Raw genomic sequence first — 22,003 nt, 5'->3', positions numbered from 1 at the left:
AAAGCCTTCGAAGACGGTGCCTAGAGGGAAGGAGTAGCCGATGACAGGGCGTCAGTCCCACCTTTCCGAAACTCCCTCCACCAATGGTGAAACCGAAGTCTTTTCCGCACCTTCCACGGGCGCGTCATCCGTGGGGGAGGGTGCAACGCGTACCCTTCCCGAGGCCTCGGCCCACCCCGAAGGACCTCGAGGTGCGCGTCCCGCATTTGGGCGCATCAACCGCCCGGCCTCGCCGCCGCCGGCAAAGACCGCCTCCAGGCGCTACCGCCCTCGCCTTTTCCGGCGCATTAGCGCCGCGGCAGGGTGCGCGTTCCTCAGCGCCATCATCGCTTTCCTCGCGATCTTTACCGTCAAGGGCCAAGCAATTGACACCTTGTCAATGGAAGCGGCAATGCGCTGGGCTGACCCGCTCGGCTCTCTTGGCCGCACGGTTACGCACATCATCTCTGTTCCGGCAATGATCATTATCGGGGTAGTGGTTGTTGTTATTGCCTGGCTGCGTCGTCGCCCAACTCTTGCGGGCCGCGCGCTTGGAATGGTGATCGCAGCCAATACGACGACCCAGGTTGCCAAGCTTCTGATTGAGCGCCCCGACTACCACATGTCCGCTGCGACAGTGAATTCTCTTCCCTCCGGTCACACGACTGTTGCGATGTCCCTTGCACTGGCCTTGGTGATGATTGCTCCCGAATGGTTCCGAGGCCCAGCGGCGTGGATCGGGTACCTGTGGACCTCGCTTGTGGGAATTTCCGTCATGATGTTTGGCTGGCATCGTCCTTCAGATGTGCTGGTGGCGATGGCCGTGTGCGGTTTTTGGGCGTTGATCCTGTGTCCTCTGGAGGACAGGCCTCGTCACGGGGTTCCTGTGCAAAAGGCGATGGTTGTTATTGCGCTTGCAAGTGCGATTGTCGCTGCCTTGGGCTTGGTGTATTCCCTGTGGGCATTGACTCCCAATGATTTGGCGCAGATGGGCTCCGGGGGTATTACCTATGCGGAGTTCTTGGATGCTTTGCCGCGCAGGGCTCATGTGCTTGCGGGGATTTCTTCTTTTGCGGTGATTGCAGTTGGTGGCCTCGTGATCCACGAGGTTGATCGCCTCTCAGGCGAGTAAATACGCAAAACTTATTCACAGTCTGTTCAGGGCTTTGATCGAGGCGTGCACCGCCGCGCGTAAATTGTGCATTTTGCGCGAGTCGCGACACTCCGCATGTCGCCCCCACCCCTTCAGTATTGCCACTAGATATTGTGGGATGCGTTCGTCTCAAGCACTAGATATTGTGCCTCCACAGCGATGATGCCAAGTAAGCCTGAAAGGTCAATCGTGACTACGTCTCCCTCAACACGCTACGAAATCGACGCGATCTCAACGATCGAGGAATACCTCGACCGCTCTGACTGGCGCGTCAACGCAAACGCCAACCAGGGATACTCACTGGGTGGTTTGATCCTCAACTCCGCCGGAAAGATGATTGCGAACTACTGGTTGGAGCGCGTCTATTCTCCCGAAGCGGGCGTGGCACACCGCAACGGTGACATTCACATCCACGATCTCGATATGTTCGCCGGCTACTGCGCAGGATGGTCACTTAAGCGCCTCATTCAGGAGGGCTTTAACGGGGTCAGCGGCGCGATCGCCTCGGCGCCCCCCAAGCACTTCTCTTCCGCGTGCGGTCAGATTGTTAACTTCCTTGGCACGCTGCAGAACGAGTGGGCCGGAGCCCAGGCCTTCTCCTCCTTCGATACCTACATGGCGCCTTTCGTTCGTCTGGACAATATGACCTACGACGAGATCCTTCAGTGCATGCAGGAACTGATCTACAACCTCAACGTGCCTTCGCGTTGGGGAAGCCAGTGCCCCTTCACCAACCTCACTTTCGACTGGACCTGCCCCGATGACTTGGTTGATGAGCACCCGCTGATCGGTGATGAGATCGTTGATTTCACCTACGGTGAGCTCCAGAAGGAAATGGACCTTGTTAACCGTGCCTTCATCGAGGTCATGACCGGGGGAGACGCCGATGGCCGCGTCTTCACCTTCCCCATCCCGACCTACAACATCACTCCCGACTTCGATTGGGAGGGCGAAAACGTTGAGGCCCTTTTCGAAATGACCGCGAAATACGGTCTGCCCTACTTCCAGAACTTCATCAATTCCGATCTGGACCCGCACATGATTCGCTCGATGTGCTGCCGTCTCCAGCTGGATCTTCGCGAGCTGCTCAAGCGCGGAAACGGACTTTTCGGTTCAGCAGAACTGACCGGTTCTATCGGTGTTGTCACCATTAACATGGCGCGCCTGGGCTACCGTTTCGCGGGAGACATGGACGGCCTCGTCAAGGAACTGGACCGACTGATCAACGTTGGTTCAGAGAGCCTGGAGGCAAAGCGTGAAACGATTCAGTACCACATGGATCACGGGCTCTTCCCCTACTCCAAGCGCTACCTCGGCCACCTGAACAACCACTTCTCCACCATCGGCGTCAATGGCATGAACGAGATGGTCCGCAACTTCTCGGGCGACGCCTACGACATCACCGATCCCGCGGGATTCGACATGTGCTGCGCAATCCTCGACCACATCCGTGAACGCATGGTCGAGCTCCAAGAAGCCACCGGCCACATGTACAACCTCGAGGCAACCCCCGCCGAAGGAACGACCTACCGTTTCGCGAAGGCTGACCGCTTGCACTACCCGGGAATCCTTCAGGCCGGAACCGAGGAACAGCCTTACTACACGAACTCCTCGCAGCTTCCCGTGGGCTACACCGACGATCCCTTCCAGGCTTTGGAAGATCAGGAAGTCCTGCAGGGCAAGTACACGGGCGGCACGGTCTTGCACCTGTACATGGGCGAGCGCATGAGCTCGGGTGCGGCCTGCAAGGAAATGGTGCGTCGTTCACTCACCGCCTTCAAGGTCCCCTACATCACCATCACCCCGACCTTCTCGATTTGCCCCGTACACGGCTACCTCGCCGGCGAACACTTCACTTGCGAGAAGTGCGCTCACGCTCACCCCGAGCGCGAACCCCAAGAGTGCGAGGTTTGGACCCGCGTCATGGGCTACTTCCGTCCCGTGAAGTCCTTCAATATCGGCAAGAAGGGTGAGTACGCCGAGCGCACGATGTTCTCCGAGGCTGCGGCGTCTGAGCATGGCGAACTGGTGAGCGCTTTCCCGCCCGTGGACCAGCGATGAACCTTGCAACCTTGACCGCCTCGGACCTGCAGATCGCGGGTCTGACCCCGATGTCCAGCGTGGACTGGCCGGGGAAGTTTGTGGCGACGGTGTTCGCCCAGGGGTGTCCTTGGGCGTGCCCGTACTGCCACAATCAGGCGATTATCGACCCGAAGATCCCGGGAGTGGTTTCTTGGGAGAGTGTCGAGGAACTGCTGGGTCGGCGTCGGGGTCTGCTCGACGGCGTGGTCTTTTCCGGTGGCGAGGCCACGCGCCAGTTGGCCGTCCTCCCGGCCATGCAACGCGTGCGTGAGCTTGGTTTCAAGGTTGGATTGCATACGGCGGGTCCCTATCCCGCGCGTCTGCGCGAGATCCTACGCACCGGCCTTGTGGATTGGGTCGGTATCGACATCAAGGCGATGTCTGGTCCCAATTACGAGGCCGTGGCTGGGCGCCCAAATGCGGGGCCGAAAGCGTGGGAGAGCTTGGGTGAAGTCCTCGATTCTGGGGTTCCCTATGAGGTGCGCCTCACGGTGTACCCCGATGGGCCTCGTGATGGTTACGAGGTTGCCTCTTGTGTGAAGGAGCTGGGGGCAACTCACTTCGCTTTGCAGCAGGCACGTGCATTGGGGACAGCCCAGGGTTTTAACGCCGGGGACGCTGCGTGGGACCTCGAGGTCCAATCCTTGGCCGATGACATTGAAAAACTTGGGTTTGAATCTTTTCAGTTCAGACCTGCCTAGAAAACGACGAGCTCGGTTGCTCCGTGTGTCATGGGGAGGAGCCGAGCGTGTCAATGGCCGCGATGTGCACTGAAGTGGGGTTGAGTGCAGCGGCTATGGGTTGTCGGGAGCGCGTGATATCGCGCTCCCGACAACTGCTATCCGGCGTAGACTCATTGAGTCTCAAACATCAACATGCGTGAGGAGCTTTCCCCATGATGATCGTTGCAATGGCTTTTGCCATTCTTTCCGCGCTGCTTCACGTTTTCATCTTCAATATGGAGTCAATCTCCTGGACCTCCGAGCGCACCCGCGCAACCTTCAACATGAGTGCAGAAGCGGCTGAAAACACGAAAGAAATGGCCTTCAACCAAGGCTTTTACAACCTCTTCCTCGCGCTTGAGGTATTCGTAGGGGTCCTCGTCTACGTGTTCGCGTCCCCGGCCGTTGGCCTCGCCCTCATGCTCTTTGGGACCGGCTCGATGCTCGCCGCAGCACTGCTCCTCTTCATCACCTCGCCGGATAAGCGAAGCGCAGCCATTAAGCAGGGAGCCCTTCCGCTTTTCGCCGTCATCGCCTTGGTTGCAACGATGACACTGATTTTCCTGGTCTAATTCGTGCACAAAGTAGCGTCGGTGAAGTAGGTTAGTTCTGTGAGTGCACCACAACCTCAACTGTCCCGACGCGAGCTCTACCGCCGCGAACGCCAGCTCAAGCAGAACTCGATCTTCTCGATCGTGTTCTCAGTCATGGCTGGCGTCAGTGTGTTGAGCCTTTTGGTGCTGACGGGAATCCTTCCCATCCCCTTCCTCAACGGTTTTTCCGCGAAGGTCGAGTACGCCTCGGCGGGCGATATCCCCTGCCCCAGCGAAGAAACCCAGCCCCTCGCGGCCTCGGGAATCAAGGTTCAAGTACTGAACACAACCTCGCGTTCAGGGGTTGCGCGCGACGCCTCGGACATGCTGAAGACCGTCGGTTTCCAGGTCGCTGACCCCTCCAACTCCTCACCGGAGTATGCGGGATCGGCACAAATCCAGGCAGGCCCGCAGTCAGTGGACCAGGCCTACACGGTGGCGCGTTTCTTCCCCTCATCGCGAGTGACCCTGACCGACAATACCGAACCCGGCGTCACGGTTCTTCTGGGTTCGCTCTACAACGGCGCACTGACCGCCGAAGATTTGCAGCGCGTGCAGGAAAACCACGACAACCTCAAAGGCCCCAGCACCTGTCTGCTGGTGAAGTCGACGAAGTAAAAGTTGCCGGCGCGCTGCTAAAAGCGAGCGTGTGAAAGGTCTGGAAGCGAGTCCAGATAGGCCAGAGCCGCAGAAATCAGCGCGCGGCGTTCCTGGGTGGTCAGATCGTAGGAATTGATGTGGTCGTGGACCCACAAACCATCGGCGATGATGTACAGCAGGTAAATGTCTGGATCCGCAAGGATTTCCTCACGCGGGAGCAGCCAGGGGCCCAAAATGTTGTCCCACACCTCGGCGCCTTCTTCGCTGGTGTGCGTATCCAAAGCAAGCAAGAGGTCTGCGCGGGTTGCGCTTTGCGAGAGTACCTCGACGACGGCGCGCAAGCGTTCGCGGGGGGAAAGTTCCTCGGGCGGGGCGCCCGCGGCCTCGAGCAGGCTTGCTTGCCACGACGAGGCCAAGTGCTCGTTGAGCGCCAAAAGCAGCGCCGCGCGCGAGGGGAAGTGGTAGAGCAGGCCGGACTTCGACATTCCTGAGGCCTTCGCCAGTGAATCGTAGGTCAGGGCGTCGAGGCTCTTCTTATCGATGATCTCGAGGGCGGCCTGAATGAGCAGGGATTTTTTACTCGTGCGCATACTTGGTCTCCTTCGGATTGTCTGTCAGAAGCGCGGCGGTGACGACGGCAGCAGTGAAAGAGACTGCAATCGCGATGCACAGCGTCCACGTGTAGGCGGTATCGATAGCGGCGGCGGCTATGGGGGCAAGAGCCGGATTATGAGCCGAGGCATCCATACTATGTGCAACCTCGGGTGCGGCGTTGATTGTGTAGAAAAGTGACATCAGCGAGCCGAGGATGGCAACCGAGAGCATGGTTCCAAATTCGTAAGAAACCGATTCAATTGCCGAGGCCATACCAGTGCGGTGCGCGGGAGCGGAGCCGATGATCGCGGTCGAGGTGACGCTCATGGCCAGGCCGGTACCCGTACCAACGAGGACTAGGGCAATCATGAAGAGCGGGAAGAAACCTTCGCGGATGGCAAAGAACGCAAGTATTCCAGCGATGGTCGCGATGACGTAGCCTCCCGAGATGACCGTCCGAAAACCGATGCGGTCAACGTAGCGGCCACCGAAGATTGCGCCGGGGAAAGCAGCGATTGCGACAGCGCCGGTCACGAGGCCGGCTTGGAGTGGGGTGAACCCGGCGGAGAGTTGGAAGCGCTGGGTTGTGAGGATTTCAATTCCCGAGACGACGAACATTCCAAGAAACGCACCGAGGAAACCGGCGGTGAAAAGGCGGCTCTTGAAGACGTCCAGGGTGAGGAGCGGAGTGTCAAGGAAGTGCTGGCGGTGGACGAATAGAGCGAGGCCGATCGCAAAGAGGACGACTCCCGTTGTCACCAAAGTCGTGTCGATGGGGGTGTGAGCCAGATTTTCGATGGTGAGGACCAGGCCAACCATGGTGACGGTTGCGTAGAGGGAGGACATGAAATCCCAATTTCGCTTGGGGTTGGGGAAATTGTCCGGCGCAATGAGGTAGGTGCCTACAAGAGCGATGATGACGATCGGAATGTTAATGAGGAAGACTGCGCCCCACCAGGTGTGGGTCAGGAGGAAGCCGCCCAGGAGGGGCCCGACGGCGGAGCCGACTGTCGCGACTGAGCCCCAGATCCCAATCGCGGTGTTGCGCTCGCGGGGTTCGAAGAAGGTCTGACGGATGAGGGCGAGTGTGGAGGGCATAAGGACTGCTGCTCCGGCTCCGAGGAATGCGCGAGCGCCGATGAGAACACCAACGTTGGGTGCGAATGCGGCGACCGCCGATGCGATGCCGAAAATCGTGAGTCCGATTTCGAACATGCGACGGTGCCCGATTTTGTCTCCGAGTGTTCCGGTTCCGAGGAGCAGGCCAGCGAGGACAAGGGGGTAGGCGTTGATGATCCACAGGCCTTGTTGGTGGCTCGTGTGGAGTTCGGCTCGAAGGGTGGGAAGCGCAACGTAGAGGATCGAGTTATCTGCAGCAACGATGAATAACCCGAGGGAAATGATCAGCAAGAAGGCCCAACGAGCTCGGGCCGATTCGGAGCGCATGCGAAGATGCTAGCACATAACTGTAACGGACGTCCGGTTTAGTTACTGGATGTGAGTGTAGACCGTTGTGGGTAAAAGCCGGGGCCGGGAGTGTCCTTTCGAACACCCCCGGCCCCGAGTAATCAGAGTCGATCAGGCTTGAGTGGAGCGATGCCGTGAAGCGTAGGGTTCGCTTTCGAGTTCGGATCCCGCGGGAGCCGAAGCGGGCGAGGCCTGCTCAAGGTTGGTTCCACGCAGCTTCGAGATGCCGCGCATGCCGTGGTAGACGATGATCGCAGCGCCGGTGCCCAGGGCGATACCGCCGAAGGTCATGCCGCTGATGTCCCAGGTGAAGTCTGCGATTGCGACGATCAGTGCGATAGCAGCGGTGTTGAGGTTGACCGGGTTGGCGAAGTCCACGCGGTTCTGGACCCAGATACGCACGCCGAGCATGCCGATCATGCCGTAGAGAACGGTACCGGCGCCGCCGAGGACACCGGAGGGAATCGTTGCGATGAGCGCACCGAACTTGGGCATGAGGGAGAGCAGGAAGGCGCAGCATGCTGCGACGATGTAGGCAGCCGTCGAGTAGACGCGGGTTGCGGCCATAACGCCGATGTTCTCGGCGTAGGTCGTCGTACCGGAACCGCCGCCCGCACCTGCGAGCATGGTGGAGACACCGTCTGCGAAGAGTGCGCGTCCGGTCAGATCGTCAAGGTTCTCGCCGGTCATTGCGGACACGGACTTCACGTGGCCGACGTTTTCGGCGATGAGGACGAAGACCACGGGGACGAAGAGGCCCAGAGTGGAGACGGAGAAGGAGGGGGTGTGGAATTGCGGCAGACCGAACCATGCGGCCTCGCGAACTGCATCGAACTTGACCTCGTGCTGGAACACTGCAGCAATGTAGCCAATGAGGACGCCGAAGAGGATGGAGAGGCGGCCGATGATGCCCTTGAAGAGGACCGTGATCAAGCAGATCGAGACGATCGTGATGACGGCGGTGATGGGGCCGGTCTTGACCCAGTTCCATGCGGCGGGCGCAAGGTTCAGACCGATGAGGGCGACGATTGCGCCGGTGACGGTCGGGGGCATGATGGCGTCAATCCAGCGCACACCTGCGAAGTGAACGATGATGCCGACAAGAGCCAGGGTTGCGCCGGTGGCAATGATGCCGCCCAGAGCGAAGCTCGGACCGAGATCCTGCATTCCGGAGACGGCCATGATCGGCGAAATTAAAGCGAAGGACGACCCCAAATAACTTGGGAGTCGTCCTGCAGTGATAAGGAAGAAGAGGAGCGTTCCGATTGCCGAGAAGAACAGCGTCGTTGACGGCGGGAATCCGGTGAGCAAGGGAACCAAAAAAGTTGCCCCGAACATTGCAACGACGTGTTGTGCGCCAATTCCAATTGTTCGAGGCCAAGAAAGACGTTCGCCGGGAAGAACTACGTCCCCGGGAGCAATACTGGTGCCATCGCCATGAAGTTTCCAGCGGAAGAATCCAGATTGTGCAACAGACATGCTGTTAAATCTCCGATCAGTTAAAAGGTCTGGGCCGAAACCGGTCGGAACACCATCATAGCCTTCTTTTGCGCTTGAACATAAAACCGCTCGCTATGTGGCGCCTCACATCAGAAGCCCTCGATGTGGCATCCTTGAGGAAGGAAGAACATGAAGGGAGCCTGATGAGTGCATTAAACCCCTATGCTCCCGGCGGGAGTGGGATCAGCGGGCAGGGCGCGGCAGCTGCAAACAGTGCCCCTGGGCAAGCTGGCGTAAACGGTGCCGCAATTCAGACGGCAACCGTTGGAATTGACGATCCCTATGGTCCAACCCCGCACCTTGAGACTCCAAAGCCCCAGCAGACACAAATGGTCTTTCCGGGTAGCGATGATCCGGCGCTGCTCTACGTATTTTCCTCGCCCGGTTATACCTCACCTAAGCCTCAAGTGAATTCCGTTGCCACTGCTGCCGCATGGTGCGGGTGCTTCTCTTTGCTCTTCATTCCCGCATTCATTGCAGTCATTTTGGGGACGATCGGGCTTGTGCAGTCAACGTCGATGAACGGCGTAGGGCGCAAGGCTGCGATGGGGGCAATTGGTGCTGGCAGCGTCGGCATTGTCTTCTGGGTTTTAGCTTGGATGCTTGCCTTTAGCGGGCTGAAGTAGGAAATTCACGCGCGTGCTATTCACCTATGGTGAGGGATTCCACGCTGGATAGTGGCATCAAAATTTCGCGATTTCGGCGAATTCCGCTAGCATTACGGGGTGCGTGTTTCACGCTCCGGAGGATTCGCCTAGTGGCCTATGGCGCACGCTTGGAAAGCGTGTTGGGTGCAAGCCCTCGGGGGTTCGAATCCCCCATCCTCCGCAGTTGAGCCCGGATTCCTTGAGAATCCGGGCTTTTTCGTTGCGTTCACTAGGGTTTCGCAGGGTCGCCGATCCTCTTAATGTGGACAAGAATGGACAGAAATGGACAACTATACCTAAATATTTAGGTACAGGTTAGGTACGCTCCTGTCGTACCTAACACCGCCAGGAGCAGATCATGCCCCCCAAATCTTCCCTTCCGTCCGGTATTAGCCAGCGCTCAAACGGCAAGTACTGGGTGAGAATCAGCTACGAGGGCAGACAGGTCTCCGTAGGACTCTTCGACACACTCACTGACGCGAAAGTCGCCCTCACCCTCGCAAAAGCAGACGCAGTTAAAGGCATGTTTATTCCTCCGGCTGAAAAGCGCCGCGCAGCCCGAGAAAAAGCAGCCGCAGAAGCGGCCCGCACACTCACCCTCGGACAATGGGCGCACGAATGGCTCGCCACGTTCGCAGGCTTTGTGGAAATCGGTCAACGATCCAAAGCCACCTACCGTGAGTATGAAAGCGTCCTCGGCCTCTACGTCCTCCCCGCGTGGGCAAAAACCCCGCTCTCACAAATCTCGCCCGCAGATGTGGAAAAGATCCTCGCCTCCATCCTGGCAAGGAAAGGCGCAAAAACCCGCAACAAAGTCCTGCGCACTATCCGCCCCCTCTTCAACGCCGCAGTCGAACAAGGCGCCGGGGGCCTCGATAAGTCCCCTGTGAAATCCAAGCCGCTAAAAGCAGTGGTCGACGAACGTGCCACCGCCAAACCTGAGCAGGTAAGCCCTCGCCGACGCCATGCCCTCGCGTCTCGCCCTAAGCGTCTACCTGGCCGCCTGGTGTGCCCTCAGACAAGGCGAAGCGCTCGGCCTGCAGCGCCGCGACTTCATTGGCCTCGACACTCCCCAGCCTATGCTCCGCGTGGAACGCCAGTGGAATCAGAAAACCAACCCACCCGGCTACACCATCACCAAGGGCAAAGACGCGCGCACCATCTCAATCCCCACTAGCCTCGCCCCACTCATCCTCACCCACCTCGACCAATACACCGGAGAGGACCTTGACGCCCCCGTCTTTGAATCCTCGATCCATCCGGGCCGCCCCACCTCGCAAACAACCCACAACAAAGCCTGGAAAACCGCACGCGAAACAACGGGCCTTACCACGCTCCACTTCCACGACCTCAGACACACTGGCCTCACCCTTTATGCGCAGCAGGGTGCGACCGTGAAGGAAATTATGGAACGCGGCGGCCACAAAGACATCGAAGTCGCCCTCAGATACCAACACGCCGCCTCTGAACGAGCCCGCGCGCTCGCGGACGCGCTACCCGTTGAGGTGTGATAAGTGTCAGATAATTTGTTTGAGCGCCAGAGGAGGTCTACTGTTTACAGAAAGTGTGACAGCGTGAGGAGGATGTCGTGGGCAACGCAATGAAGCGCAGGGTTCAAGTTCGGTTCACCTTCCAAGCGTCGGGACATTTTACCCTGTTCGTACAGTTTCGTTCAGCATTGATTCTCCTTGCGAAGTCCGCTGTTTACCAGGATGCAGGAGTGCTGAAAGTGGAGGCGTATCTCGAAGATGATTGGATGGAAGAGGCTGCGGGCTACCGGCTTGTGAGTGCTTCTGTCGAGATGAATGTCGCTTCCTGGGTGGAAGCTGAGACCCTTGCTCGCAGGCTGCTTGATGATGCTTTCACTCAGGCAGGGGTGCGCCTACTCGAGCAGGAGGAACCAGTGGACGCAGCGGCTAAAGAGGATTTGGTCGAGGCTAACTCCATGTTTGCTAACGCCTGAAATACCTTGTCTTTCGGGGAACAGCTAAAGCGCTTATGGCAAGACCATATACGCGAATGGACTGCGTCAATTTGCGTCTTGCTCTCTACCGTAGCTTTCACTGTCGCTGGTTTTTGGGATGCTTCTTGGAGATGGTACCTGTTCGCGATTGGGGTTCTTCTTGGTCTAATCGCAGTGTGGGTTCAGGTGACTCAAGTTGAGTCCTACAAGGAAATGCGTCACGAGTTGGAGGAGATCAAAAAGCGAGAAGAAGCTAAAAAGCGAGTGCTGACACGAACCTTGAGTGCCCTCGCTTATGAGATAAGCAAACAGCACACCCTATGGGATTCAGACACACGTGTGACAGTTTATGGCTATCACGAAGGCGAAGAGGTTTTTATTCCTCTGGTTCGCCGATCCTACAATCCGGTATATGAACGCCTCGGTCGCCCCAGATACGTCCAGAAACAGGGATACCTCTATGAGGCGTGGCAACTGGGGTTTTACAGTCAAACTTTCCGAAAAGAGCAGGCTCGGCGTGAAATGCTCAAAAATAAAGCTATGACGCGAGAGGAAGTTGAGGCTCTAACCATGTCCCCACGCGAGGTTATTGGTATGCGACTTGATTGTGATGGTAAGAAGCTAGGAGTCCTGCTATTTGAAACAATGAAGCCAGGTATTTTTTCTTCCACACTTAAGGATTCGCTTGAGCAGGCGAGCGAGGTTAGAACGCTGCGTGCGTTAATGTTTGCAGTCGCCGGCACCCCAGATAAGGTCATGGAATAGAGACTTACTCTGCCTCACCTCAATCGCACCACGAGGTGCAACCCTCATTAGCTCCACAAAACACCGTTACACTCGCGTAAACCCCTTAGCCCCCAATTTTCCTTCGGGGGTATAACGACCTTCACCACGCGTGCGTTAACCGGCTCCCCGCTCGTTTTAGATTCGTGATGATATCGACGCGCTCGGCGGGAAGATCGATGACGTTAGCGAGCTGCTCTCTGATGTCGCGCACACACAGCAGCTTCAGGGGCAAGAGATTAGCGCTCACGGGAAGGTCCTCGCGCAGTTGCAGGCAGCTCAGCAGCAGGACCGAGCCGAGCGGATCGCGCTCGACGCGCATGCCCATGATGAGCACGAGCGGATTTGGCAGGAGCTAGATCGGCTGAAGAAAAAGCTCTAGCTGCAGAAAAGTGCCCTCTATCTCCGAGAAATCGGGGGTAGAGGGCGTTTTTTGTGCGCTCAGGAGAAAAAATCGTCTGGGAGGTCTATTCTCGATAAAAATTATGTGATTTCGCCCGCTCAGGAAGCGTGCTGCCGGGTCATATAGATTGGCCCCATTAAGGCCCCAAAATCTTGAGAGAGCACGTTTATGCAGGTCAGATGGGGTCTAGGTACGTTTTCCCCCATCCTCCGCAATTGAGCCCGGGTTCCTTGAGAATCCGGGCTTTTTGTTGTTTTCATGGTGGGGATAAAAGACCCCGCCCGCCCGCAGTGTGCGGACGGGCGGAAAATCTATGTCGCCTTGAAAATCAGGCGCGACGCTTGCGAGCAGTCACGGCAGCGCCGCCAGCAGTTGCTACAAGAGCGGCTGCAACCAAAATTCCTGATTCGAAACCGGTCTTTGCCAGTGCAGGCTTCTTAGGCGACTGAGTCGTCGGCTGGTCAGGAGCAGGCGTGGTGGGAGCCGTTGTCGAAGGGCTCGGGGCAACGGTCGTGGGCGTTGCAGGCTGAGTCGGTGCCGGAGGCTGAGATGTGGAGGGCGCGGGAGTCGGTGTTGCTGCAATCTGGCGGATCACGATGTCAGTATCGCGACCAACTGCGCGTGCGTCAGCCGGATTGTTCGGATCCACGGTCTGCGCGGCCTCGTTGAAGCCGAAGACCGACTGGCCAGGAACGATTTCGTAGCCGCCGGGAAGCTGGGGGAGAGCGGTTGACGCTGCGCGAGAAGGATCCGTTTGGTCATTGGTATAGACCGTCGAAGCCAAAACTTGACCAGAGGGATCGACCAGACGAATCCGTCCGAGGTGTGAGTACTGAACCTCGCAGACAAAGTGCATGGCAGGATTGTCTGGATCAAAGTTCACGGCAGGCGCGGAGGTCTGCAGCGTGTACGACCCCGGGACGACGGGGCTGGGTGTTGAGGGGAGCGTCGCAGCGCCAGGGGCGGGCTGGTACTCCTGACGAGGCTCAAGAATGGTTTCGTTTTCGTCTGCGATGTAGCAGGTGGCGGGGCCCGCGACCTCGGCGGCCTGCGCCGACTGCTGAGCAAAGACGGGTACTGCTGCGACGAAGAGTAGTGCTGTCGCTGCACAAGTCAGTTTGGTTCGCATTGAAATTCCAACCAGCTTTCTACCTATATGTTCAAACGCGGTGATGGGGATACGCTCATTCGATTCAAGTTTATATCGAGTGGGTGAACTGGCCAAATATGCGGGGTTAGAGGGCAAGAGGAAGCGGAAGGAAGACTATATTCATTACCACGGGTCGCCGCGAAAGCTATGCTCCGTGTAGACTGTTCCCGGATCCTCCGTGTGACGGTATCATCCGAACCTCCCCAGGGCAGGAATGCAGCAAGGATAAGGGTGCGCTGCCGGGTACGCGGGGGGTTCTTTTGTATTTGGGCGCCAAAATGGCGGGATTTATCCTGTGTAACTACACACATATGGTTACGTAGCGACCTATTTTTGAGACCTCGAAAAACTCATCATTTTTCCAGCTGGAGAGCCAATTTCTTCGCCCTCAACATCCGGGCATTCGCGCAGGTCACTAGTTATTTGTCGATACAAATGTGAATCCGTATATACGTGTCACCTTATTACAAATAGAATCGACCTGATCCATCTCTACCTTCAACAGGAGAACACAGTGCATAACGTCGGTTCGCGCTCTATCTGGCGCCGCGCCGGTCAGATGTTGTCAGTCTTGATCGTCGCAACCCTCGTGGTTTTTGGACTGGGAAATAACCCCAGCCGCGCCGCAACTCCCGTCCTCAACGTCAGCATTACCCCGGAAAAGACTTCCTACAATTCCGGCGATACCCAGAAGTACACCGTCTCATGGTCGTGTACTTCGGTGACCGAGGACTGCGTGGACTCCGTGATTAAGGTGCGCATTCCCCATGCTGTGAACCAGGCGGGCGATGCCATCGATAAGGCAGTTGCAGCAAACCTTGCAGCAACTGCTGCTTCGGGAACGCCTGCGGTGAGCGCGAATATCACTCCGGGAAGAGCTACCACCGACGCTTACGTTACCTACAACATGGGACGTATTCCCGCGGGTAACTCCTACCAAGCTGTCATCACCTTCGAAATGCCGAACAGCTACACGCCTGATCAGTCGACAGTGTCGCCCGAGGTTTCATTTACTTCGGCAGATACGACGGTGACCGATGATACGAAGGTTACTAACCACGCGGAAACTACTCTTGCTCTGACAAAGAAGAAGCCCACCGCGATCGGTCCGAAGGGTAGCAACGTTACCTATTCCTTGACACCGACGATTACCTCCGGAACTCTTGGTCCGAACCGCGGCAAGCTCGCGGTTGTCAACACCAAGCTGGTCGATAAACTGCCGAGCTGTGCTGTCTACGTCAGCGCAACTTCCCAGGGCTCAACTGATGGATCTGAGTTCACTGGAGCAGAACCGACCTACGACGCAGCGACACACTCCCTTACTTGGGATCTGGGAACAATGGTTCCGAATGTCGTGACTCTGACAATCAACGTCACGCTCAACTACCCGACGACCTGTGCAGATACGACGGTTACCAATACCGCAACCGTTACGGGTAGCCCCTACGGTGATCCCACGAAGACCGCAGCCGCTAATTCCTCGGTCTCACACGACTTTGCCGACAGGGTCACCTATGGCGGTACCTTCTCCAAGAATGCCCTGCAACAGTTCAAGCGCGGTCAAAACGGCATGTGGCTCTACTGGTACAGCAACACCTCAAACATGCCGATTGTTCTTGAATACACCGACTACCTCAGCTGCGCACTGACCTCGCCAACTGATGGATCAACCGACTGTGCGAACCCTCTGATGTTTGCTCGCGGGGCAGAACTCAACACGACTTCTCCGGTCGAATTCACCTACTGGACCAATAAGGGCAATACGGGCACTCAAACGCTTACCGCCTCGAAGAAGTTCGATTCAACTGTCCTGGCAACAGACGAATACATCACGAAGTTCCACTACAAGCAGACCCTGAACCCCTCGGAAAACGGACGTTTCATCGTCCAGGGCCAGATCAACGCAAAGACGCCCACGACTGAAGCCGGGGCCGACTACGTTCGTGCCGACACGAATTCAAATGCATGGAAGGCCGGAACAGATCCCTCGTGGGTTCGCGTTCAGAACTGTGTGACCGACCTGTCGATGAAGTCCGAAGACGGGACTCAGTCCATTGGTATTCCGGCGGATAACCTCTGTGACATCCTCCTGCTTGAGACCTCGCGTCCCTCGTACTACAACGCAAAGTCGACCATTGCGAACTCTCAAGCAGCTCCGGGCCAGGAAGTGACCTTCTCCATCATTGCCAACAACCGGACGATGTCTGCACCGGCTCAGCCGATCATTGCCGACCTCCTTCCCTGTGGCATGACCTATGTCGAGAACTCGGTTGCGGGTGGACCACGAGGCTTCAACGCAACCGTCGACTCCTCGCGTTGGGTCACGGACGCAAGCGGATGCTCGCGCCAATTGGTGACCGTTACGTGGCCCGGCTTCAAGGGTGTTGACGCTACAGGCGTCACCTTGCGAGGCCTCGTCACCAACAAGATGAAGCCCGGAACCTACACGAATCAGGCGTTCATCTCCCCTGCAGAGCGCGAATACCAAAACGCTGATCCCTGCTTCTACTCGGGCACCACCGATATCTACGACATCAATGCCAATGGCTCTGTCACCGATAAGGTCTGCCCCGTAACCTCAGGCATGAGCGTCAACGAGCTGGCTGCAGCAGGCGTTGTTCTTGAGAGCCTCGGCTCAGTCCCCGGCTCGGTGTACATGAAGTACAACGACGGCACCTCACTGATCCGTCAGGGTGAAAACGGCACCTTCCGCATCACCCCGACCAACACCGGTAACGCCAACCTGTCGGATATGACCGTCTACGGCACCCTGCCGCACGTCGGCGACACGGCAGTTCGCACCAGTGCAAGCCGTGGTTCCGAGTGGGCACCCATCATGACCGGACCGATCCAGGTTCAAGCCGGAGATGGAATTGACCCCTCTCAGGTCAGCATCGAGTACTCGACCTCGTACAACCCTTGCCGCGGTGAGGTCATGGAACGCGGAAAGGCCAAGGCGGACGGACCTGCTGGATGCGATAACAACTGGACCTCGAACCCGGCTTCGTGGAGCGATGTCAAGTCCTACCGCATCTACATCAACGGCAAGACCACCCCGATCGAGGGTGGCGCATCGATCCCCCTGATCGTCCCGATCAAGGCTCCCGATAACGCCAATGGTGTGGCCTACGAATCGGTTGCAATCGCAGCAACCCAGGCTTCCTCGAACCAGGCGGTCTTCCCCAGCGAACCCTTCAAGGTCGCTATCGCCTCGGCCTTCGACGTGGCACTCAACAAGAGCGTTACTTCCGATGCCTCGGCTCTCTCGCCCGGCGATGAAGTAACCTTCCGCGTCGACGCCGCAAACACGGGGCAGGGCCTGTCCGCGAACACCAAGGTTTTGGAGAAGCTGCCTGACGGCGTCACCTTCGTGAAGTCCGAATCCTTCATGTGCCCCACCGGCTACGTGTCGGGTACCCCGGATGCGTGCGAGGCCGGTGCTGCGGCCGGTACTTACGACGCGAACAGCGGAGTGTGGACCATTGGCGACCTGACCGCGGGAAGCCACGCCTCGCTGTACGTGACAGTTCGCTTGAATGACGGAACCGATGGCAAGACCATCACCAACAACGTCGAATTCAAGGACCTGCCTCCCTACGACGTCAACCTGAACAACAACAAGGCAAGCACGTCGATCACCGTCAAGCATCGCCTCGCGGGCAAGGTGTACTTCGATAAGAATGACTCCTCGTCCTACACCGCCGGTGAAGAGGGCTTCAACGGTGTGACCGTGAACCTCGTGGACGCAGCCGGAGCAGTTGTTGCCACCACCACGACTGACGCGGATGGTAATTACTCCTTCGCTAAGCTTGGCGCAGGCACCTACACGGTGAAGGTCGTCAAGGATGGCGATCTCGCCAACCTGACTCAGACCGAAGACCCTGATGGCACGAAGGACAATGCCTCCGGTGCAATCACACTCAACGCGGACAACCCCGTTCGCGAGAACGTGAACTTCGGTTACGTGAAGAAACACGCGATCTCGGGCAACATCTACCAAGATGAAAACCGCGATAAGACGAAGAACGGGGATGACATCAACCTCTCCGGCGTGACTGTCACCCTGGTCGACGGCTCGGGCAACGTTGTCGCAACCACCACCACTGACGCCTCGGGAAATTACAACTTCCCCGGCCTGCTGGACGGTACCTACACGGTCAAGGTGGATACGACGGGCAAGCTCGCTGGCTTCGAGCAGACCGAAGACCCCAGCGGTGCGGCAAACTCGCAGTCCAACCCCATTACCTTCACGCGTAATGATCCGGATGTCGCCGATGTGAACTTCGGTTACGCAAAGAACTACACCGTGACGGGTTCGGTCTACTACGACAAGGACCGTAACTCGTCGATGGGTACGGGCGAGCAGGGATTCGGCGGAATCACCGTCAACCTGCTGGACAAGGATGGAAACATCGCCGCAACCACCACGACTGCGGCCGATGGTTCTTACTCCTTCGGCAAGCTTCCTGCAGGAAAGTACTCTGTGGAGGTTGAGCAGTCTGACCTGCTCAAGAAGCTTGAGCAGACCCAGAACTCGACTGCACAGTTCACCCTGAACAATGCCAGCCCCTCCAAGGACAAGGTCGATTTCGGCTTCGCAACCAACTACACCCTCAAGGGCACGGTTTACCGCGATGGCAATCGCTCCGAGGCACTGGACGCTGGCGAGAAGCTCTACCAGGGCGTGACTGTCGAACTGCTGAACTCGACAGGTAACGTTGTGGCCACCACGACCACCGATGCGCAGGGCGCCTACAAGTTCCAGAACCTGGAAGCGGGCGACTACAAGCTTCGCGTCGTCAAGGATGGAGCGTTGGCTGACCTGGTGCAGACCGAGGATCCGGATGGAACCGCGGACAATACCTCTGGCGTGTACACGCTCAAGCTTGAGGATCCGATCCACGAGAACATCAACTTCGGTTACGTTTCCAACAACACTATTGAGGGAAGCGTCTACCGCGATGACTCGCGCAACGGTAGCCAGAACGGCAACGAGCCGGGCTACACCGGAGTCACCGTTCAGCTGCTGGATAAGGACGGCACCGTCATCTCTACCGTGACGACCGATGCCAACGGCCACTACTCCTTCTCCAACCTGCCCGATGGGGAATACTCCATCAAGGTTGTGAAGGATGGTGCGCTCACGGATACCGAGCAGACCGAGGATCCGGACGGAACTAAGGACAACGCCTCGCAGAAGATCACTCTGAGCGAGGCCACCCCGAAGAAGTCGGGCGTGAACTTCGGTTACGTTCCGGACTACTCGATTGCCGGTAATGTCTACCGCGATTCGAACCGTTCCGAATCCAAGGACGCAAGCGAAACCGTCTTCCAGGGTGTCACCGTGAACCTGGTCGATGCCTCGGGCAACATCGTTGCAACGACCACGACCGATGCTGACGGAAACTACTCCTTCTCCAAGCTGCCTGCCGGTGACTACACCGTGAAGGTCGTCAAGGATGGCGCCATCAAGGATATGGACCAGACTGAGGACCCGGATGGAACCAAGGACAACGCCTCGGGGAAGATTTCGATCGGCGCGGACAACCCGACCCAGACCGGTGTGAACTTCGGATACAACCCGAACAACATCATCAAGGGTTCGGTCTACCGCGACGATAACCGTTCCTCTTCCCTGAACTCCGGCGAGGAGGGCTACGAAGGCCAGACCGTCCAGCTGCTGGATGAAAACGGCAACGTCATTGCGACGACTCAGACCGGCGCGGATGGCAGCTACTCCTTCGAGCACCTGGCTGATGGCACCTACTCGGTGAAGGTCGTCAAGGATGGTGCCCTTGCGGACACCGAGCAGACCGAGGACCCGGACGGTACGAAGGACAATGCCTCCGAGCCCATCACCCTGGATCCGACCCAGAGCGTGAAGGAAGGCGTTAACTTCGGTTACGTTCCGGATTACTCGCTCTCCGGCACGATTTACCGCGATGGAAACCGCAGTGAATCCCACGATGCCAACGAGAATCCCTACGCGGGTGTCACCGTGAACCTGCTCGATTCTGCGGGCAATGTTGTGGCGACAACGACGACGGATGCCAATGGCGCCTACAGCTTCTCCAAGCTTCCCGCCGGTGACTACCGCGTCAAGGTCGATACGACCGGAACGCTCAAGGGCCTGGACCAGACCGAGGATCCCGACGGCGTTGCAGATTCGACCTCTGGAACGATCTCCCTGAGCAACGCGAACCGCACTCAAAGCGGTGTGAACTTCGGTTACATCGAGAACAACTCGATCAGCGGCACGATCTTCCGTGACGAGGCCCGCAACGGCGTCAAGGATCCCAGCGATCCCGGCTTCCCCTCGGTCAAGGTGACCTTGCTCGATGAGAACGGAAACGTCGTGGAGACCACCACCACGGATTCCAACGGCGCGTACAAGTTCTCGCACCTGCCCGATGGCAAGTACCGCGTGAAGGTTGATACGACCGGTGTCTTGAACGGCCTCGAGGTCACTCTTGATCCCGATACGCTCAAGGATTCTCAGTCCGAGCTGATCGAGCTTGGTGAGTCGAACCCGACCGTTGAGAACGTCGACTTCGGATACATGGAGAAGGAAGTTCCTCCGGCTCCGCAGCCCGCGAAGCAGTCGAACCCGAAGGCTGTGCCCTCGAAGTTGGCGCGTACCGGCGCTGAGTCCGGGGTTCTGGGCTGGGGTGTTGCCGCACTGGTTGCCGGTGGTGCGCTCCTTGCACTCCGTCGCCGAGGCCGCATCTCCTAATGCGCGTTGTCGCCGCTGAGTCGGCGGCATAGACGTGAGTGAGTGGAGGTCCAAGTGGGAAACTACTTGGGCCTCCACTTTTATGATTTTTGCGGTGTTCTTGCGGCTTCGGGCGAAAACAGGACGCAAATGAGCGCGCGGGGCCGTAAAGTTCAAGTGTGACGACAGCTCTTTATCGCCGGTACAGGCCCGATACCTTCGAACAGGTCATCGGTCAAGAACACGTGACCGAACCTCTTCGTGCGGCTCTTCGCGCCCACAGGGTGAACCATGCGTACCTGTTTTCTGGCCCTCGTGGGTGCGGTAAGACAACCTCTGCGCGTATTTTGGCGCGATGCCTGAACTGCGCTGAAGGCCCAACGGACACTCCCTGCGGCCAGTGTGAATCCTGTCGTGAACTGGCAACTGGTGGCCCGGGTTCGCTTGATGTTGTCGAAATCGACGCCGCCTCCCACGGTGGTGTGGATGATGCACGTGACCTACGTGAGCGCGCCACTTTTGCGCCGGTGCGTGACCGCTACAAGGTCTTCATCATCGACGAAGCCCACATGGTCAGCCCCCAGGGCTTCAATGCTCTGCTCAAGCTCGTGGAAGAGCCGCCCGAGCACGTGAAGTTTATCTTCGCAACGACCGAACCTGAACGAGTGATCGGAACCATTCGTTCCCGCACGCATCACTATCCTTTCCGCCTGGTACCACCGGATATCTTGGAGCCCTACCTGCACACCCTGTGCGATGAGGAGAACATCCGCGTCGGTGAAGGTGTTTTGCCTCTGGTTATTCGAGCCGGTGGTGGTTCTGTACGTGACTCGCTATCCGTGCTGGATCAGCTCATGGCCGGCGCTATCGAGGGTGAAATTGCGTATAAGACCGCAGTTGCACTGCTTGGCTACACGGATACCGCGCTTTTGGATGAGAGCGTTGATGCTCTTGCCGGTGGTGATGGAAGCGCAGCGTATCGCGTCATTGAAAAAATGGTGTCCTCGGGGCATGATCCGCGTCGTTTTGTTGAGGATTTCCTCCAACGTCTGCGCGACCTGCTGATCATCGCTGTTGCGGGTGACGGCGCCAGTGATGTTCTGGTTGGCACCCCACACGATCAATTTGAACGCATGAGCATCCAGGCAAAGAACTGGGGGACTCAGGCGCTCTCGCGCGCCGCTGATCTGACCGATCAGGCTTTGCGTTCTATGACGGGCGCAACCTCGCCCAGGCTTCAACTTGAACTCTTGATCGGCCGAATCTTGGTACCCGCCCCAAGCGCACACTCTGACGCCGGATACGTTGCTTCTGCGCAAGGGCAGCCCGGTGGAGGCTCTGGTCCGCTTTCTGGCGGAGTTGGCCTCGTTGGGGGAGGGGCGCCTGCAGAAAAGCCTGCCGGTGCGGGTTCTTTTGGTGCTCGTCAAGCGCGGGAGGCCTTGGCTCGAAAGAAGGCCGAAAAGAGTGGGGAGCAGGACGTTCCTCAGGATCAGCCGCAGACTCAGATTCAGCCGCAGTCCGTTCCCGAAGCTCGCGCGGAATCTCCTGTTTCTTCCGGCGGCTGGGATGTCGCTCAGCCGGCGCAGCGTGGGGGAGACGGCCCTGCGCCTCAGGCAGCGCAGCGTCAGGCCGAACAGCATGCTCCGCTTCCCCAG

Annotated in this window: 16 protein-coding genes, 1 tRNA gene, 1 other RNA gene and 1 pseudogene; 14 read left to right on the top strand and 5 right to left on the bottom strand. The window is 58.0% G+C overall.

Annotation, left to right across the window (positions count from 1 at the left end; genetic code table 11):
- The first annotated feature begins 40 nt into the window (after nucleotides 1–40).
- The 5 genes from ACWNMW_RS04465 (at nucleotide 41) to ACWNMW_RS04445 (ending at nucleotide 5,147) form a co-directional block, all read left to right on the top strand.
- Complete coding sequence (locus ACWNMW_RS04465) at nucleotides 41–1,111, top strand: phosphatase PAP2 family protein (RefSeq protein ID WP_052040813.1); 1,071 nt, start codon at nucleotides 41–43, stop codon at nucleotides 1,109–1,111.
- Between the two features lie 210 nt (nucleotides 1,112–1,321).
- Complete coding sequence (locus ACWNMW_RS04460; protein WP_034501090.1) at nucleotides 1,322–3,193, top strand: ribonucleoside triphosphate reductase; 1,872 nt, start codon at nucleotides 1,322–1,324, stop codon at nucleotides 3,191–3,193.
- A complete protein-coding gene (locus tag ACWNMW_RS04455) occupies nucleotides 3,190–3,915 on the top strand; it encodes an anaerobic ribonucleoside-triphosphate reductase activating protein (RefSeq protein ID WP_449490169.1) in 726 nt (241 codons plus the stop codon). The genes ACWNMW_RS04460 and ACWNMW_RS04455 overlap by 4 nt, the downstream gene beginning before the upstream one ends.
- Nucleotides 3,916–4,109: 194 nt before the next feature.
- Nucleotides 4,110–4,508 (top strand): DUF1304 domain-containing protein, encoded by a 399-nt coding sequence (locus tag ACWNMW_RS04450; RefSeq protein ID WP_449490168.1) that lies wholly within the window; start codon nucleotides 4,110–4,112, stop codon nucleotides 4,506–4,508.
- A gap of 39 nt (nucleotides 4,509–4,547) precedes the next feature.
- On the top strand, nucleotides 4,548–5,147 hold the full coding sequence (locus ACWNMW_RS04445; protein ID WP_034501097.1) for a LytR C-terminal domain-containing protein: 600 nt from the start codon (nucleotides 4,548–4,550) through the stop codon (nucleotides 5,145–5,147).
- A gap of 17 nt (nucleotides 5,148–5,164) precedes the next feature.
- Here ACWNMW_RS04445 and ACWNMW_RS04440 read toward each other — a convergent pair whose 3' ends face one another.
- From ACWNMW_RS04440 to ACWNMW_RS04430, 3 genes are all read right to left on the bottom strand, one after another.
- The gene (locus ACWNMW_RS04440) at nucleotides 5,165–5,719 is read right to left on the bottom strand and encodes a TetR/AcrR family transcriptional regulator (RefSeq protein ID WP_314213105.1); all 555 of its coding nucleotides are present in this window, start codon (nucleotides 5,717–5,719) and stop codon (nucleotides 5,165–5,167) included.
- Nucleotides 5,706–7,169 carry an MFS transporter gene (locus tag ACWNMW_RS04435; RefSeq protein ID WP_449490167.1) on the bottom strand — a complete coding sequence of 488 codons (1,464 nt, stop codon included), beginning with the start codon at nucleotides 7,167–7,169 and terminating at the stop codon, nucleotides 5,706–5,708. The genes ACWNMW_RS04440 and ACWNMW_RS04435 overlap by 14 nt, the downstream gene beginning before the upstream one ends.
- Nucleotides 7,170–7,301: 132 nt before the next feature.
- On the bottom strand, nucleotides 7,302–8,669 hold the full coding sequence (locus ACWNMW_RS04430) for a uracil-xanthine permease family protein (RefSeq protein WP_034501103.1): 1,368 nt from the start codon (nucleotides 8,667–8,669) through the stop codon (nucleotides 7,302–7,304).
- Nucleotides 8,670–8,833: 164 nt separating this feature from the next.
- Between ACWNMW_RS04430 and ACWNMW_RS04425 the strand changes: the two genes are divergently transcribed.
- From ACWNMW_RS04425 to ACWNMW_RS04400, 6 genes and pseudogenes are all read left to right on the top strand, one after another.
- Nucleotides 8,834–9,316, top strand: coding sequence for a DUF4190 domain-containing protein (locus ACWNMW_RS04425; RefSeq protein WP_034501186.1), 483 nt, complete (start codon nucleotides 8,834–8,836; stop codon nucleotides 9,314–9,316).
- 117 nt (nucleotides 9,317–9,433) lie between these two features.
- Nucleotides 9,434–9,518 (top strand) — tRNA-Ser (locus ACWNMW_RS04420).
- 177 nt (nucleotides 9,519–9,695) lie between these two features.
- A pseudogene (locus ACWNMW_RS04415) lies at nucleotides 9,696–10,187 on the top strand (hypothetical protein); the annotation flags it as partial.
- 115 nt (nucleotides 10,188–10,302) lie between these two features.
- Nucleotides 10,303–10,848, top strand: coding sequence for a tyrosine-type recombinase/integrase (locus ACWNMW_RS04410; protein ID WP_449490166.1), 546 nt, complete (start codon nucleotides 10,303–10,305; stop codon nucleotides 10,846–10,848).
- Between the two features lie 77 nt (nucleotides 10,849–10,925).
- Nucleotides 10,926–11,300: a hypothetical protein gene (locus ACWNMW_RS04405; RefSeq protein ID WP_448751119.1), complete on the top strand. Its 375-nt coding sequence runs from the start codon at nucleotides 10,926–10,928 to the stop codon at nucleotides 11,298–11,300.
- Nucleotides 11,301–11,486: 186 nt separating this feature from the next.
- Nucleotides 11,487–12,065 carry a hypothetical protein gene (locus tag ACWNMW_RS04400; protein WP_448751118.1) on the top strand — a complete coding sequence of 193 codons (579 nt, stop codon included), beginning with the start codon at nucleotides 11,487–11,489 and terminating at the stop codon, nucleotides 12,063–12,065.
- A gap of 121 nt (nucleotides 12,066–12,186) precedes the next feature.
- Here ACWNMW_RS04400 and ACWNMW_RS04395 read toward each other — a convergent pair whose 3' ends face one another.
- Both ACWNMW_RS04395 and ACWNMW_RS04390 read right to left on the bottom strand, forming a co-directional pair.
- Complete coding sequence (locus tag ACWNMW_RS04395) at nucleotides 12,187–12,420, bottom strand: hypothetical protein (RefSeq protein ID WP_448751117.1); 234 nt, start codon at nucleotides 12,418–12,420, stop codon at nucleotides 12,187–12,189.
- 394 nt (nucleotides 12,421–12,814) lie between these two features.
- On the bottom strand, nucleotides 12,815–13,615 hold the full coding sequence (locus tag ACWNMW_RS04390; RefSeq protein ID WP_449490165.1) for a hypothetical protein: 801 nt from the start codon (nucleotides 13,613–13,615) through the stop codon (nucleotides 12,815–12,817).
- A gap of 188 nt (nucleotides 13,616–13,803) precedes the next feature.
- On the opposite strand from ACWNMW_RS04390, the gene ffs reads away from it, so the two are divergent.
- The 3 genes from ffs to ACWNMW_RS04375 all read left to right on the top strand — a co-directional run.
- Nucleotides 13,804–13,900: signal recognition particle sRNA small type (ffs, locus tag ACWNMW_RS04385), an RNA gene on the top strand.
- Nucleotides 13,901–14,150: 250 nt separating this feature from the next.
- Nucleotides 14,151–20,369: an SdrD B-like domain-containing protein gene (locus ACWNMW_RS04380; RefSeq protein WP_449490164.1), complete on the top strand. Its 6,219-nt coding sequence runs from the start codon at nucleotides 14,151–14,153 to the stop codon at nucleotides 20,367–20,369.
- Nucleotides 20,370–20,527: 158 nt separating this feature from the next.
- On the top strand, nucleotides 20,528–22,003 hold a 1,476-nt coding region (locus tag ACWNMW_RS04375; protein WP_449490163.1), incomplete at its 3' end, for a DNA polymerase III subunit gamma and tau.

Source organism: Actinomyces sp. Marseille-QA0893, assembly GCF_976954355.1.
The sequence above is the reverse complement of the archived record's forward strand: the minus strand, read 5'-3'. Positions and strand labels throughout refer to the sequence as shown.

Bases quoted from the DNA above. Each gene is read 5' to 3' on its own strand.
- ACWNMW_RS04440 (WP_314213105.1), bottom strand. From the start codon at position 5,719: ATGCGCACGAGTAAAAAATCCCTGCTCATTCAGGCCGCCCTCGAGATC.
- ACWNMW_RS04390 (WP_449490165.1), bottom strand. From the start codon at position 13,615: ATGCGAACCAAACTGACTTGTGCAGCGACAGCACTACTCTTCGTCGCA.
- ACWNMW_RS04450 (WP_449490168.1), top strand. From the start codon at position 4,110: ATGATGATCGTTGCAATGGCTTTTGCCATTCTTTCCGCGCTGCTTCAC.
- ACWNMW_RS04455 (WP_449490169.1), top strand. From the start codon at position 3,190: ATGAACCTTGCAACCTTGACCGCCTCGGACCTGCAGATCGCGGGTCTG.
- ACWNMW_RS04465 (WP_052040813.1), top strand. From the start codon at position 41: ATGACAGGGCGTCAGTCCCACCTTTCCGAAACTCCCTCCACCAATGGT.
- ACWNMW_RS04435 (WP_449490167.1), bottom strand. From the start codon at position 7,169: ATGCGCTCCGAATCGGCCCGAGCTCGTTGGGCCTTCTTGCTGATCATT.
- ACWNMW_RS04425 (WP_034501186.1), top strand. From the start codon at position 8,834: ATGAGTGCATTAAACCCCTATGCTCCCGGCGGGAGTGGGATCAGCGGG.
- ACWNMW_RS04430 (WP_034501103.1), bottom strand. From the start codon at position 8,669: ATGTCTGTTGCACAATCTGGATTCTTCCGCTGGAAACTTCATGGCGAT.
- ACWNMW_RS04410 (WP_449490166.1), top strand. From the start codon at position 10,303: ATGCCCTCGCGTCTCGCCCTAAGCGTCTACCTGGCCGCCTGGTGTGCC.